The organism is Flavobacterium sp. ASW18X (genome assembly GCF_005144745.1).
In the GTDB taxonomy this organism is placed as follows: Bacteria; Bacteroidota; Bacteroidia; order Flavobacteriales; family Flavobacteriaceae; genus Croceivirga.
The window spans coordinates 119,017-134,347 of sequence record NZ_SWKK01000004.1 but is presented as its reverse complement, the minus strand read 5'-3'; the positions used below and the strand labels follow the sequence as shown (position 1 = coordinate 134,347).

16 protein-coding genes and 1 tRNA gene are annotated in these 15,331 nt (G+C 35.1%); 10 read left to right on the top strand and 7 right to left on the bottom strand.

The annotated features are described in order from the left end of the window. The first annotated feature begins 198 nt into the window (after positions 1–198). The 9 genes from FBT53_RS03380 (at position 199) to ribB (ending at position 8,169) form a co-directional block, all read left to right on the top strand. The gene (locus tag FBT53_RS03380; RefSeq protein ID WP_010516573.1) at positions 199–843 is read left to right on the top strand and encodes a peroxiredoxin; all 645 of its coding nucleotides are present in this window, start codon (positions 199–201) and stop codon (positions 841–843) included. Positions 844–849: 6 nt separating this feature from the next. Then, the gene (locus tag FBT53_RS03375; RefSeq protein ID WP_010516572.1) at positions 850–1,164 is read left to right on the top strand and encodes a thioredoxin family protein; all 315 of its coding nucleotides are present in this window, start codon (positions 850–852) and stop codon (positions 1,162–1,164) included. Next, the gene (locus FBT53_RS03370) at positions 1,145–1,402 is read left to right on the top strand and encodes a hypothetical protein (protein ID WP_010516571.1); all 258 of its coding nucleotides are present in this window, start codon (positions 1,145–1,147) and stop codon (positions 1,400–1,402) included. Before FBT53_RS03375 ends, FBT53_RS03370 begins: the two co-directional genes overlap by 20 nt. Before the next feature lie 93 nt (positions 1,403–1,495). Beyond that, positions 1,496–2,002, top strand: a complete 507-nt coding sequence (tpx, locus tag FBT53_RS03365; protein ID WP_136949759.1) for a thiol peroxidase — start codon at positions 1,496–1,498, stop codon at positions 2,000–2,002. Beyond that, a complete protein-coding gene (locus tag FBT53_RS03360; protein ID WP_010516569.1) occupies positions 1,995–2,360 on the top strand; it encodes a diacylglycerol kinase family protein in 366 nt (121 codons plus the stop codon). Before tpx ends, FBT53_RS03360 begins: the two co-directional genes overlap by 8 nt. 57 nt (positions 2,361–2,417) lie before the next feature. Next, the gene (locus FBT53_RS03355; protein WP_136949758.1) at positions 2,418–4,814 is read left to right on the top strand and encodes a DNA translocase FtsK; all 2,397 of its coding nucleotides are present in this window, start codon (positions 2,418–2,420) and stop codon (positions 4,812–4,814) included. Positions 4,815–4,830: 16 nt separating this feature from the next. Next, positions 4,831–5,475, top strand: a complete 645-nt coding sequence (locus FBT53_RS03350; protein ID WP_136949757.1) for an outer membrane lipoprotein carrier protein LolA — start codon at positions 4,831–4,833, stop codon at positions 5,473–5,475. Positions 5,476–5,591: 116 nt separating this feature from the next. Continuing rightward, positions 5,592–7,034, top strand: a complete 1,443-nt coding sequence (locus FBT53_RS03345) for an LptF/LptG family permease (RefSeq protein WP_136950125.1) — start codon at positions 5,592–5,594, stop codon at positions 7,032–7,034. A 4-nt stretch (positions 7,035–7,038) separates the two neighbouring features. Next, entirely contained in the window at positions 7,039–8,169 is a 1,131-nt protein-coding gene (gene ribB, locus FBT53_RS03340) for a 3,4-dihydroxy-2-butanone-4-phosphate synthase (RefSeq protein WP_136949756.1), read from the top strand. Here ribB and FBT53_RS03335 read toward each other — a convergent pair whose 3' ends face one another. Next, entirely contained in the window at positions 8,170–9,360 is a 1,191-nt protein-coding gene (locus FBT53_RS03335; protein WP_136949755.1) for a DegT/DnrJ/EryC1/StrS aminotransferase family protein, read from the bottom strand. Positions 9,361–9,480: 120 nt separating this feature from the next. Here FBT53_RS03335 and FBT53_RS03330 point away from each other — a divergent pair. After that, positions 9,481–9,565, top strand: a tRNA-Ser gene (locus FBT53_RS03330). Positions 9,566–10,054: 489 nt separating this feature from the next. Here FBT53_RS03330 and FBT53_RS03325 read toward each other — a convergent pair. From FBT53_RS03325 to FBT53_RS03300, 6 genes are all read right to left on the bottom strand, one after another. Next, a complete protein-coding gene (locus FBT53_RS03325) occupies positions 10,055–10,534 on the bottom strand; it encodes a hypothetical protein (protein ID WP_136949754.1) in 480 nt (159 codons plus the stop codon). Positions 10,535–10,540: 6 nt separating this feature from the next. Continuing rightward, positions 10,541–10,744, bottom strand: a complete 204-nt coding sequence (locus tag FBT53_RS03320; RefSeq protein ID WP_136949753.1) for a hypothetical protein — start codon at positions 10,742–10,744, stop codon at positions 10,541–10,543. Between the two features lie 372 nt (positions 10,745–11,116). Continuing rightward, the gene (locus tag FBT53_RS03315; protein WP_169630307.1) at positions 11,117–13,642 is read right to left on the bottom strand and encodes a YARHG domain-containing protein; all 2,526 of its coding nucleotides are present in this window, start codon (positions 13,640–13,642) and stop codon (positions 11,117–11,119) included. An 11-nt stretch (positions 13,643–13,653) separates the two neighbouring features. After that, complete coding sequence (locus FBT53_RS03310; RefSeq protein WP_136949751.1) at positions 13,654–14,151, bottom strand: hypothetical protein; 498 nt, start codon at positions 14,149–14,151, stop codon at positions 13,654–13,656. A gap of 47 nt (positions 14,152–14,198) precedes the next feature. Then, positions 14,199–14,822, bottom strand: a complete 624-nt coding sequence (locus tag FBT53_RS03305) for a CatB-related O-acetyltransferase (RefSeq protein WP_136949750.1) — start codon at positions 14,820–14,822, stop codon at positions 14,199–14,201. A 21-nt stretch (positions 14,823–14,843) separates the two neighbouring features. Then, positions 14,844–15,308, bottom strand: coding sequence for an MFS transporter (locus FBT53_RS03300; RefSeq protein WP_136949749.1), 465 nt, complete (start codon positions 15,306–15,308; stop codon positions 14,844–14,846). Between the last annotated feature and the right edge of the window lie 23 nt (positions 15,309–15,331).

Here is a 15,331-nt window from a genome sequence, read left to right as displayed (position 1 = left end):
TCTACACATCTACCCTTTTCTTTTCAATATGACAAATTAGTGGGTTTGTTTTTGTCAAATCGTTAATAAATTAGGTCAAATTCTACAGTATAACCGTTACCTATTTTAGTATAACATTTACTTATTGTACGTCATTTTAATAACTGTATTATAGGGGTTAATTTTGCTAAAATTTTGAACCGATAAACACGAATAGTTATGGCAATTGTAGGAAGAAAATTCCCAAACATTGAAGTAAACGCAATAGACGAATTAGGTGATGTATTCAAATTAAACATCCTTAAAAAAGCACAGGAAGAAAAGAAAAAAGTGGTTCTTTTCTGGTACCCAAAAGATTTTACTTTTGTTTGCCCAACAGAATTACACGCTTTTCAAAAAGCTCAAGCAGAATTTGAAAAAAGAAATACATTAGTAGTTGGCGCTTCTTGTGATACTGCAGAAGTTCACTTTGCTTGGTTAAATACAGAAAAGGACAATGGCGGTATAGAAGGTGTTACTTACCCATTAATTGCAGATAGCAATAGAAATTTAGCAAGTGCACTTAATATTTTAGATAACACTACAGAAGAGTACAATGAAGAAACGGATTCTGTATTGTTAGATGGTGATAATGTTACCTTTAGAGCCACTTACCTTATAGACGAAGAAGGTACTGTATTTCATGAGAGCGTAAACCACATGCCTTTAGGTAGAAACGTTAGCGAATTTTTACGTTTAGTAGATGCTTATACCCACGTACAAGAAAAAGGTGAAGTTTGCCCAGCAGATTGGGAAGAAGGTAAAGAAGCTATGAATGCAGACCGTAAGGGTGTTGCAGATTACTTGGCTAACCACGTAAATTAATTAAGTATGTTACTAGAATTAGAACAGGACAATTTACAAGAAATCATTGCTGAGAACAGTAATGTAGTTGTGCAATATTCTGCTTCTTGGTGTGGTAACTGCAGAATCATGAAACCCAAGTTTAAAAAAGAAGCTAGGGAAAATGAGAATGTAACCTTTGTCTTGGTAGATGCAGAAAAGTTTCCAGAATCGCGCAAATTAGCAACGGTAGATAACTTGCCAACATTTGCTGCTTTTCAAAATGGAAGTTTAAAAAACCAAGTACAAACCAATAAGTACGATGTTTTAAAAACATTAGTTCATGAGGTTGCCGCTAATTAAACATTTGGTGGCTTTTGCAGAAGCCAACGATGAAGATTTCTTAATAGAGACTGCAGAAACGTTAGAAGACCTTACAGAGAGTCCATCTTTAAAAGATGAAGAACTGGATACCGTGGGCGAATTAATTTCTAATATCTACGGGGCTATAGAAGTTTACAAAGAAGTAAAGCAGGGTACTCCCAAAAAAGAAGCCTTAAACGGTTTTATGTCTAGGGTAACGGGAGCCATAGATAAATAGAGGTTTTTAAACCTAAATACTATAAACCTTCCACATTAACTTGTGGAAGGTTTTCTTTTTGTGCTATTTTTGAGAAAACATAAAAACAAAAAAATGGCTACAGTTACCTTAAAAGGAAACGAAATACACACAGTGGGGAACCTACCAGAAGTTGGCAGTGCTGCCCCAGATTTTACGTTGGTCAAAAACGACTTAAGTGAGTGCTCCCTGTCGGATTTTAAAGGACAAAAAGTAGTGCTAAACATTTTTCCAAGTATAGATACCGGAACATGTGCACAATCGGTTAGACAATTTAACCAGGAGGCAGCCGAACTAGAAAATACCAAAATTTTATGCATTTCTAGAGACTTACCTTTTGCGCAAGCCCGTTTTTGTGGTGCAGAAGGTATTGATAGTGTAGAAACCCTATCTGATTTTAGGTCTGGAGATTTTGGTAAAGCGTACGCATTAGAATTCACGGATGGACCTTTGAAAGGACTACACTCCCGCTCTGTAGTAGTTTTAGATGAAAATGCGAAAGTTTTGTATGCAGAACAAGTTGCAGAAACGGTAGATGAGCCTAATTATAAAGCCGCACTTGAAGCTTTGATGAATGCCTAAGGAACCATTTATCATTAACCGCATAAAAAGTGTAGGATATGCTTTTAAAGGCCTTTTTATTCTGCTTTTTACAGAAGCAAGTATAAAAATTCAGCTTTTTATTGCGGTTATGGTTACTATTGCGGGGTGGTATTTTAAGATATCCGCCATGGAATGGGCATTGCAATTTTTAGCGGTTGGCATGGTTATGGGCATAGAAGGCCTAAATACCGCTGTAGAAAAGATTTCGGACTTTGTACAACCAGAATACGATGAAAAAATAGGCCTAATCAAAGACGTTTCCGCCGGGGCTGTTATGCTGGTTTCCTTAGTTGCGGTGGCAGTTGGCCTAATCATTTATATTCCCAAAATACTTTAAAAAGCTTCGGCTTTTACAGCTAAGCTAATTTTGTAAATTTGCCCTTTTATTCAACCTATGGCCAAAAAACGGAGAAAATCCAAAGCATCTTCAACCCCTAAACCAAATCGGTTTGTACTATCCAAAAAGAATAAAATTATTTTTGGGTGTTTCTTAATCGTGTTGAGTATTGCCTTATTCTTCTCGTTTATCTCGTTTTATTTTACCTGGCAAGCAGACCAAAGCTTGTTGACCGAATTTAGAGACCGTAATGCAGAAGCTAAAAACTTGCTCAATAAATTTGGAGCAGCGGTAAGCCACTTTTTTATGTACAAGGGTTTTGGGTTAGCATCTTTTCTGTTGCCTGTACTTATGGCCATTAGCGGGCTATACTTTTTTTTAGGATTGCAATACAAAAACTTAATTGGTAAGTGGATTTGGGGCCTAATAGGGATGATATGGACCTCTATCGCTTTAGGTTTCTTTGCTTTTGAACATCCGCTTTTGGGTGGATTGATAGGTTTTGAGATGAACGACTTTCTCCAAGATTATGTGGGTAAAATTGGTATATTTCTGGTATTGTTATTTGCTTTGATAGTTATCTTGGTACAACTATTCAATTTTTCACCAGAAGCTATAGGTAATTATTTTAAGGCGATGGATTTGCCCAAACGGAAACCAAAACCGGCAAAAAATACGGTTACTTCAAAAGTAGAAGATACACCGCTATCCATTTCTGATGAGGATTCCGAAATTAATCTGGACACCTACACCCATAAAGAAGATATACCTCCATTAGAACCCGAAGCGCCAGAAACATCAGTAACAAACTCATCGGATATGGACATTACCATAGCTCAACCCGAAGAGGAGGAAGAAGATGTTAATTTACAGGTAGAGGCTGCCACGGTAGAAAAGGAAGAGACAAGTAGCACTGCGGAACAATTGGTAAAGGATTTTGGTGAGTTTGACCCTACTTTAGAGCTTGGTAATTATAAATTCCCACCACTGGATTTATTAGAGCAACATGGTGCCAATACCAGTATCACTATAAATCAAGAAGAGTTAGAAGAAAACAAAAACAAAATTGTTTCTACGCTTAAAAACTATAAAATTGGTATTGCGCAGATTAAAGCTACTATTGGGCCTACCGTTACTTTATATGAAATTGTACCCGAAGCAGGTATTCGCATCTCTAAAATCAAAAATTTAGAAGACGATATTGCACTTTCACTTGCGGCATTGGGTATTAGAATTATAGCCCCCATTCCAGGTAAAGGAACTATTGGTATTGAGGTGCCCAATAAAAATGCTTCTATAGTAAGTATGCGTTCGGTAATTGCTTCCGCTAAATTTCAAAAAGCAGAAATGCAATTACCCATTGCTTTTGGTAAAACCATTAGCAATGAAACCTTTGTGGTAGACCTTGCAAAAATGCCGCACATGCTTATGGCAGGTGCTACCGGTCAAGGTAAATCGGTTGGTTTAAATGCTGTTATTACTTCCCTACTCTATAAAAAACATCCAGCAGAAATAAAATTTGTTCTGGTAGACCCTAAAAAGGTAGAGTTAACGCTGTATAATAAAATTGAACGTCATTTCTTAGCCAAACTTCCAGATTCTGAGGAAGCCATTATCACAGATAACAGTAAAGTTATTAGTACGCTAAATTCACTTTGTATAGAAATGGATAATCGCTATGAGCTTTTAAAAACAGCCATGGTAAGGAACCTCAAAGAATACAACACCAAGTTTAAGGCTCGTAAATTAAATCCAAACGAAGGGCACAAATACCTACCATACATTATATTGGTAATAGATGAGTTCGCAGATTTAATTATGACCGCAGGGAAAGAAGTAGAAACGCCTATTGCACGTTTGGCACAATTGGCAAGAGCTATTGGTATTCACTTAATTATTGCCACGCAAAGACCTTCTGTGAACGTAATTACGGGTATTATTAAAGCAAACTTCCCTGCGCGTATTGCGTTTAGGGTAACCTCTAAAATAGATTCTAGAACTATTTTAGATGCACAAGGAGCAGACCAATTAATTGGTCGTGGAGATATGCTTTATACTCAAGGCAATGATGTTACCCGTATACAATGTGCGTTTGTAGACACACCAGAAGTAAGTAAAATAACCGAATTTATTGGGTCTCAACGGGCTTTCCCAGATGCTCATTTACTGCCAGAATTTGTAGGTGAAGACTCTGGCACGGGAATTGATTATGAGATAAGCGAAAGGGATAGTAAGTTCCGGGAAGCAGCGGAAGTTATTGTCATTGCACAGCAAGGTTCTGCCTCTCTTATTCAACGTAAACTTAAATTAGGCTATAACCGTGCAGGTAGAATAATAGATCAATTAGAAGCTGCGGGAATTGTAGGTCCTTTTGAAGGTAGTAAAGCTAGACAGGTTCTGGTACCAGACATGGTAGCTTTAGACCAATTATTAGAAAATGAATCGAATACATAAAACGAATACAAAATCGATGAAAAAAGTATTACCATTTATCTTATTTATCGCACTAAGTGCAACCACTTTTGCCCAGAATTCACCAAAAGCAAAAGCGTTGTTAGATGATGTCTACAACAAAGTAAAGTCTTACGATAATATTGAAGTTGCTTTTAAGTATGCTTTAGAAAACACAGAAGCCAATACAAAGAGTGAAACTAAAGGTAATGCCACCATGCAAGGCGAAAAGTACCGTGTAAATTTATTTGGTGCAACCCAGTTGTTTGATGGTGCTAAAGTGTACACTATTGTTCCTGATAATGAAGAGGTTACTATTGATGATAAATCCGAGGAAGAAGACACGATAACCCCTTCTAAAATGCTAACTTTTTACAGAGAAGGTCACAATTATAAGTGGGACATTTTACAAAATGTACAAGGCAGAAAAATACAATATGTAAAACTTACCCCTATAGACACCTATTCTGACATTAAATCTATTCTTTTAGGTATAGATGCAGAAACCAAACATATTTATAAGGTTATAGAAACGGGTAAAAACGGTACTAAAACTACCATCACAGTTAATTCTTTTAAAACGAATCAACCTTTATCAAAAAGCTTGTTTACCTTTGACCAAGCCAAGTATGAGGATGAAGGGTATTACATTATTAAAAACTAATAGCCTGAATTAAATAAAACACATTTCCATAAAGAGGTCCTTGGCTAAGGCACCTCTTTTGGTTTTTATAACTAGATAACAAGAAAGACCAGGTGCTACCTATCATTGACCGATATATATTATCGCGATTCCTATACAACTTCTTCAGTTCGTTCGCAATTCTGATGATTATCTTCATCTTCCAAACCGTATGGCTATTTATAGATGACTTGGCAGGGAAAGATTTAGATTTAGCCATCATTGGTAAATTCTTGTTGTACTACATGCCTACACTTATAGACAAAGTATTACCACTTACAGTACTACTAGCTAGTATATTAACTTTTGGTACGTTCGCAGAAAACTATGAGTTCGCTGCTATGAAAGCTTCTGGTGTTTCTTTACAAAAAGCAATGCGAAGTTTAATTGTATTTGTAAGTATTCTTGGGATTGGAGCGTTCTTTTTGGCCAATAATGTAATACCTGCTTCTGAACAGAAGATTTTTAACATGCGTAGAAATATTGCCAAGGTAAAACCGGCTGCTGTAATAGTAGAAGGAGTGTTTAGTGATGTAGAAGGCACCAATATGAATATGAAGGTTGCTAAAAAATCTGGTGACAAAGACCAATACCTTCACGACGTTATCATCCACCAAAAATCTAAAAGCAACGTAAATACCACGGTAATCAAAGCCAAAGAAGGTGAACTGGTTAGCAGTGAAGGTTCAGACATTATTTCTCTTGTACTTAAAGATGGGTATTACTACGAAGAAATGCAACCTAAAGCCGCCAAAGAAAAACGGCAACAACCCTTTGCTAAGGCTTATTTTGATACTTACATTAAAAACATAGACGTATCCGCATTAAATAGTCAAGATATTGAGGAAGAATCAGATATCATGACAGATAAAATGAAAAACGTAGTACGTTTAACTAAGGATATCGATTCGCTAAAAGGAGTAAATTTAAAACAGGTTACAGCTTTTTCTCATAACATATATGCTCGGATGGGCGCTTTCCCAGTTAACCCAAAAGATTCTTTAAAAGGAAAGCCGAAACTAAAACCTTTAGACAGTATCATAGACACAGATGATATTCCAATGCTTTACAAGGACTGGCAGCAAACACAAATTTATAATAATGCCAAAAATTCTGTAAAGAACGTTATGAATACCGTCAATTCTAAAAAAGAAGAACTGGGTAAACGGTATGAGGTGTATAATCGCCACATTTTATCGCTACACAAAAAATTCGCACTGGCACTATCATGTATAATATTATTCTTTGTTGGTGCTCCCTTGGGTGCTATAATTCGTAAAGGTGGATTGGGATTACCCATGGTTATTGCAATCATCTTATTTCTAACCTATTATTTTATTGGAGTTTTTGCAGAGAATTCTGCTAAACAAGGCGGTATCAATCCAATCTTAGGCGCATGGTTATCTACCATCATCATGTTACCCTTAGGGGTTTATTTAACTAGAAGGGCTACTGCAGACCGTGGTCTAATGGGAGACGGAAACTGGATTCAACAAGTAACTAAACTATTCAAAAAGAAAAAAAGCCAAGAGGCTGCATAATAGCATGGAAAAGAAATTTACTTTAAATACCATAGAAGAAGCAATTGCAGATATTAGAAAAGGGAAGGTAATTATTGTAGTTGATGATGAAAACAGAGAGAATGAAGGTGATTTTCTTGCAGCTGCTGAGCTTATTACGCCAGAAACCATCAATTTTATGGCCACCCACGGTAAAGGCTTAATTTGTGCTCCACTAACAGAAAGCCGATGCAACCAATTAGGGTTACACCGCATGGTAACCAACAATACAGACCCCTTAGAAACTGCTTTTACCGTTTCTGTAGATTTAAGAGGCCATGGGGTAACTACCGGAATTTCTGCTGGAGATAGAGCTAAAACCGTTCTTTCTCTAGTGGACGAAGATACACGCCCACACGATTTAGGAAGGCCTGGACATATTTTTCCATTGATTGCTAAAGAAGGGGGCGTATTAAGAAGAACAGGGCATACAGAAGCTGCTATTGATTTTGCGCGCTTAGCAGGTCTAAAACCGGCTGGAGTAATAGTAGAAATAATGAATGAAGACGGTACCATGGCTCGGTTACCGCAATTGATGGAAGTAGCTAAGAAATTCGACCTCAAAATAGTCTCCATAGAAGATTTGGTGGCTTACCGTATGGAACATGATAGTTTGATTGAGAAAAAGGAAGATTTTAATATCACCACTCGTTTTGGAGCGTTCCGTCTACGTGCCTATAAACAGACTACTAATGACCAAATACACATTGCTCTTACCAAAGGAAATTGGAAAAAAGGTGAAAGTGTATTAACACGTATCAATAGTACCTTGGTAAATAATGACATTTTAGGCACCCTAACCAATAATCCTGAAGACAAGTTAAAAGACATGTTTAAAGCGATAAATAAGGAAGAAAAGGGCGCTTTTGTATTCATAAACCAAGAACCTAAAAGCATGAATCTTTTAGCGCGTTTAGCGCAAGTAAAAGAGTTACAGGGTCAAGGCGAATTTAAAGCTCCAAAAATAGAAATGGATAATAAAGACTTTGGCGTTGGCGCACAGATTCTGCACGACCTTAACCTAACAAAAATTAAACTACTTTCTAATTCTGAACATACCAAGCGTGTTGGTATTGTGGGTTATGGATTAGAAATTGTGGAATACGTTGGCTACTAATTAAATAGTAGCCAGTAGGGTTGCCATTTTTGTAGCGCGTGCTTCCATTTCTTCCGCAGACCAGCTTAATTTAATTAAACAAGATATATTGCGTCCTACCCAAGCGTCAGAGGCAGAAAAGTCTGCTTTGCTGTAGTCTGGTAGCTGTTGTAATACTTCTTTTGGTAATTTCCCTAGCGCTGTTTTATGAGTTAAGTGCTCCCATTTACGGTAATAGTGCCAATTATTATCAAACCAATAAAAACAAGCATCTACACCCCCGTCCTTAAGTGCTTTATGTGCTAATCTTGCCTTTTCTATAGTTGGCATGTAAAAATTTAAGAAAGAAAAGTTTTCTTCACCGCCTTCTGGCACCCGCCTAAAAGTGATACCGGGCACAGCCTTTAATTTCTCCTTTAAAATAGTATAGTTTCTTTTTTGTAATGCTATAAAGCCATCTAACTTTTCTATTTGCGCACAGCCTACAGCTGCATGTAGCTCAGAAATACGATAGTTGTATCCAAGAAATGGATGAGCCTCTGCTCCCCTATCATTCCCTATATGGTCATGTCCATGGTCAGAATATTTATGGGCATTCTGGTAGTAGGTTTTGTTATTAGTTAACACAGCACCACCTTCGCCACACGTTATCGTTTTTACATAATCAAAAGACAAGCAACCTAGATCACCAATACTACCCAAGGGTTGGCCTTTATAGCTTCCCCCAATGGCTTGGCAAGCGTCTTCTATTAATAGTAAGCTATGCTTGGCACAAATTGCTTTTAATACATCTAAATCTGCCATAGAACCACACATATGCACCGGCATTATAGCTTTAGTGTTTGGTGTTATTGCTTTTTCTACCGCCGATGATTCTAATGTTAAGGTATCGTCAACATCTACTAAAATAGGAACTGCGCCTAAGGCTAAGATAGATTCAAAACTTGCTACAAAAGTAAATGTGGGCATAATGACCTCATCTCCTGCACCAATACCTGCGCTCGCTAAGGCAACGGTTAAGGCTGCGGTACCGCTACTTACACAATGTACCTCGTTTACCTGCATTCTAGACGCTAATGCCTGCTCCAGTTCTTTAGCTTTCCAATGCCCATTGCGCATACCATCAAAACCGTAACGCATAAAAACGGTAGAATCTAATACTTGGTTTACGTGCTTTTTTTCTTCTTCAGCTATCATTTCAAATCCTGGCATGCCTATGTGTTTTAAAGTGATTACAAAAGTATGGAGAACAAAAGAAATATACCTTCTAATAAAATTTGTTAAGAATGTTTTTACAGATTTAAAAAAGGTTCTTATATTTGCACCCGCTTAGGAGAAATGGCAGAGTGGTCGAATGCGGCAGTCTTGAAAACTGTTGAGGGTCACACCTCCGGGGGTTCGAATCCCTCTTTCTCCGCAAAAAACCCTGTAATCTGATGATTTACAGGGTTTTTATTTTTTAGATGATAGTATAGTTGACAGTTGTTGCGGCCATAAGATTTTGCTAGACGATAAAATTTTTAAGATTGATTGCTGTCTAACGAAAAATATAAAATTGATTTTTCACAAATTTCTGATATACAATAAAGTTTTTTGTCCCTTATCTGCAAAACGATATTAGTATCTGGCTTCATTTTTTTAAAACCTGTTTATTAATTGTCCTTTAAATAGAATTTTAGATTCCTACAATCTAATTAAGTAGACTTTCTACGCTTAACTATACTACTCAGTAATTTCAGAACCAATCCTTTTTATGAACTTTCAACGGTTAGTATAAGCGCAATAGCAATATTTAGAAACTTAATTTACTGTTTAGTTGGGTTTTGGTTCATAGAGCAAAGCGGGCTGGGCTAATTACTCTTGCCGTTAATGCGTTTATACCTAAGTTCTTTGTTGTGGTTTGTATTTAATTTTTCTCGCCCCATGATGTATTAAATGGAACCCAAATATTTTCTTTTTTTTTAACTGAACCAGAAATGATTGCTCCTTCAATGGGATAAAAAATAGAATATTTTATAATGTTTTTTTCGCAATCCATCTCTAATAGTTTAATTCTGTGTTGTCTACCATTTGGTAGATTTAATGAGTCTACATATTCTACCTTTTGTCCATTAGAAAAAAGTTCTAAATCAGTAGATATAAACTCACTTTTAACTAACAAAATTGGTAAACGACCATCGATTTCAGGATGCAAGAACATCTGAAATTCTTCAGTACCCATTATTGATTCCAAAATATTTTCTTTATCCTGTTTGGTAAAACATTTTTTTACAATATCTAAGGGAGCAGGCTGTAAAATGGAATCGGAAAAATTAGATGTATTTCTTTTACAGCATAAAAGGAATAGTGTCAAGTATATAAAAAAAATAGCTTTAAAATTCCACATATGCTTTTAATTTATTCTGTTTAACACTATTCTTGCTCTATCAGTATGAACATTTTCGCCATATACAGAAATTTCAAATTTCCGACCTTCTTCACCGGGATAATCAAATCCATTACTGTAATCACCATAATGAACATACTCGTGCAGGATAGTTGTACTAATAAAAAAGATTGCAGCATCATTATCATTTTCCAACAAGCGTATTTTCATGCTGTTGGTCCTATAAAAATAAAAAATGTTTGAATGTTCCTCAATATAAAGAATAATAATTAATACCTGTCATTTGACGTAAATTATACTATTATTTGCGGATGTCCGTAATAACGAATAACTCTTTTGTATAAAACTAATAAATTATAGACAAATAAAATTGGTTTTTGTGTGCGTTATTTTTTTCATGTTTAAAATAAAACAACACCTAAACGCAATTAGAATCACCCGAGAAATAAGCAAAACTACCCCATTAAGCAGACGACTCTGGTAGGTTGGCAAAGAACCCCTACCCTAGCTGTCTAAACTTGTAATAAAGCCATTTTTATAAGCTCAAAATTAAACGAAACGGAAAGTACTTAAAACCATTTGTTACAGATACTCCCCTGTAGCTTGTAAAAAATTTACGGTAGAGCCATCTTTTACCTTAAATTTAAAATTAATAAGCTCTTTTACCAACCAACTATCGTATTCATCTTCTTCAATACGATTATCTTCAATACTGATGGTTGTGGTTTCTTCTTCGTGATTAAAATCAATTGAAATCTTATCTAATTCCGCTTGGCTAACATCTTCTGCACCATTTTCCAGTAGCAAATTTCTATCAAGATTTGCTGTTCTAGAATAGGTGAGTTTGTTAGATTTTGCGACGCTCTTAACCGCTATAGCGTTTATAAACTTTCTTAAAATGGCATAGTACTTCTCATAATCACTAGAAAAATCTATACTGTTTTGGTATTTATTTTTTAAACCTTGTATTGCTTTGGTAGCCGCCTCTATACGTTCTTGTTCGTACATTTTTATGAGTCGCACATTTTCTTCTTCAATATCATTTAAAACAATTTCCACGCCTTCTACAGGTTGGTACCACCCCATGTTTGAAAAAAATTCTGTTAACTCTGAACTCCCAAAATCAAAACCTCTTCTAGCAAAAATCTCATTTCTAAGGAGAGATAGCTCCCACCTACTATTTAATTTCAGGTATTCTTCAGGAATAATACGCGTGTCTAACCTATCATGTATTAGCATTCTTGTTTTGTAGGGACTATAACCATTACGAGAAAACCATAGGTTTTTATTAGTTATCGTTTCTAAAAAAGGAATTTGCAAAGCTGTATAATCTATTAATTTCTTATTATCAGTAAAATCTAATTGATTACCAATAAACATCAGCTTCTGCAGCCCATTTAACGATTTTAATTCCGATAAATAACTAAGGTCTAAATCCTTATACACTTTCTCTAAACTTCTAAAGCCTGTTAAATCTTCTAGGGCATAGTTTCGTCTTAAAAAGATTTCATCTGCGCTTTTTAAATTACTGAAACCACTAAGGTCTACTAATTCGCTATTTTCATGTACGTAGAGGTAAGAAATAAAGTCTATGTTTTTAAACCCTTGTATACTTTTTAGCACTGGATTTTCTACAATATTAAAAGTGCCCGTTAAGGTCACTAAACTATTGAATCCCTGTACGTTGTTTAATCGTTTATTCTTTTTAATATCTATATTTTCTCTAACCGTTTTAAGACCATTAAACCCAGACAATGACTCTAGCTTCTCATTATCTGTTACAACTATTTTCCCTATTTCTGCAATAGCATTGGGTCCACTAAAATGTTTTAACGTTTCTTCACTCCTCAGAAAAAAACCGTCTTTAACAAACCGTAAATTTTTAAATGTGTTTGTTAAATCAACAACCTCTAAATTGGTCCCAATTCCCAAATCTTCAACACTTGTAAGGTTTTCAAAGGCATTAAAATCTTTGATGTGATTAAATACAAGACTAAGCCCCTCTCCTATAGTTTTTAACCCGTTAAAACCTGTAATTCTTTCCAAGTGATTTTTATAGATTTGTACATTCTCTGCAACGCCTACTATATTGTTTAACCCATTAATTTCTCTTAAAGAAGGGTTTCTGCCAATATAAATTCCTTTTACGGTCCCTTTTAAACTATTAATGGCACTAATATCTGTTAGTAGTGGATTCTCTGTTATTTTTAAATTTCCCTGTAGAGTACTCAGTTTTTTAATTCCATTTAAAGCAGTTAAATTATCATTCTTAGTAACATAAAAGCCTCCTCCTATACTTTTTAAAGAAGATAATCCTTCTAAATTTTTAAGGTTGTGGTTTTGCTTAATATTTAGATACTCACCAACTTCTGTTAATTTTTCTAGACCTTCTAAATTCTCTAGTAAGGGATTGCTTTGTATGTATACAGACTCCTCTACAATTTTCAGTTTTCTTAACCCTTTTAAATCTTTAAGGTTTGCATTACTACTTACACTTATATCCCCCTCTTTTATAGTTTCTACATTATGTAATCCTTCTAAACTTTTTATAGATAACAATGAATGTACAGATAGAACACGACCCACTCCTGTAATGCCAGATAGTGAGGATAGACTTTCTAATCTTTTATTCTTATAGATTTCTAACCCTCCTAACAATTCTCCCGAAAGATTACTGAGACCTTTTAAGGTTATAATCTTGGCATTGTTAGAAATATTGAGCCAGTGTACCTTTTTTAAGTTTTTTAAGGCGTCTATGTTTTCTAATGCATCATTACCACTAATAAAAAGCTTACCGGTAATTTCTGTTAAATTCTCCAGACCTGCTAAGGATTGCAACCCCTCATTACCATCATCTACATCTTCGGTATAATCCTGAATACCTATAGATACATTGCCGTTAACCACTTTTAGCGATTTGAGCTGCGCCAATTGGGTAAGCTTTGTTTTACCAATTTTAAGGTCGCCTTTAATTGCAGTGTACCCGCCCTCTAAAAAAGTGTCTAAATCTTTAGGTGTTACATCTCCTTCCCAAACTTTAGAAGTTTGCGTATTTACGTTCACTATAAACGTTAGTAATAGTACTAGTTGTATAATTTTAGTTGTCAATTGGTGTAGGTTTAGCAAGAGAAACAAAAGTCTCGAAACCTCTCATAGGAACAATCCTTATTGAGTAAATTAATGAGTTCAGGATTATAGCCGTTCCGGTTTATATCTATCTTATCCATAATACCTTTACTAATTTCTTCTCCCTTAATTCCATGTTCCAATAACTGTTTGGTAAGTGAGCAAAATTTGTACAATTCTGGATTTTTTTCAATCACAATTTTGCCTCCAACTTCTTGTAAATTACCTAAACCTTTTAAGGATTCTAATTTTTGGTTTTTGCTAATAACAATATTCCCCGAACATCTTTGTAGTCCTTCTAAGGGTCTTAAATCTACTCCATCAAAATCCTGAATAGTAATAGTTCCTTTAACTTCTGTATAGTGGCCAGCGGCAAAATCTTTTAAGTCTTGGGTCAATAAATTGCCTGTCCATACTTTTTGGGCTTGAGTTTTAACGCTATTGAGCAGAACAGTTATCAGCAATAGGTATACTAGCTTGCTTAATCTCATCTTGGTTTGGGGATATGTTTGTTGGTTTGTATGTTGTGCTTTGGTTGTTACTCAATTATATTTTTAACTTTATTATCTGTTAAATGTTGTACGTTTTGAGTTATTTTTTCAATATCCCAATTCCACCATTTCAGCTCTAATAATTTTCCGATTATTTCGCTTGAAAATCTTTTTTTAATTTCTTTAGCTGGGTTTCCTCCAACAATTGAATAAGGTTCAACATCTTTAATTACTGTGGAATTTGCAGCAATTATTGCTCCGTCGCCAATTGTTACTCCTGCCATAATTGTTGCATTGTAACCTATCCAAACATCATTACCAATATTAATATTTCCTTTTTGGGGATAGCTCTTTTCATCCATTGCATTTTCCCAGCCATTCCCAAAAATCGCAAAAGGATAAGTTGATAATGAGTCAGTTAAGTGATTTGCTCCGTTCATTATAAATTTAACATCAGAAGCAATCATACAGAATTTTCCAATTATTAATTTGTCACCAACAAAATCAAAGTGATATTTTACATTTTTTTCAAAATTCTCAACGTTTTCAAAATCATCATAATAAGTGTAATCTCCAACGATTATGTTAGGATTCTTTACAATATTTTTTAAGAAACAAAGCCTTTCATAATTTTTAAGTGGAAACTTTAGGTTTTTATCGGGACCTGCCATTCAATCTTAATTTTGTTTTGCTTAGTGTTTTATTTCTAAATTCAATTGTCTTCCTTCTTCAAATGCTTTCTTATCCATCCCTTGACCGACTGCGATACCCATAGCCAATCCGATGGGTAATCCTGCTGCTAAAAAAGCCATACTCCCAAGGATTGTCCCAAAAGCAACTCCTAAAGGGATACCAAATGCAACCATCCCTAATGCTAACCAAGTATTTTTATAATGATTTTTAGTCACTAGCTTAAGTTTCTTCTCAATCAACTTAAGAATACTTGACTGACTCTTTTTTATTTGTATTCTTAGTTCTTTGTTTGATTCCGAAACTGCGTTTATTTGTTCAATTCCATCATTAACAAACTTTACAATTTCTTCTGGCAGTTCCTTTTTTTTCAATTCAATCAAAAGTTTATCAAATTGAGAATAAGTATTAGTCAAGTTTTTATTTTGGTCAATGCTTGGCCTTTTTTTAAGCTCTTTTATTTTCATCTGTAAATTTTAGGTTTAGAATT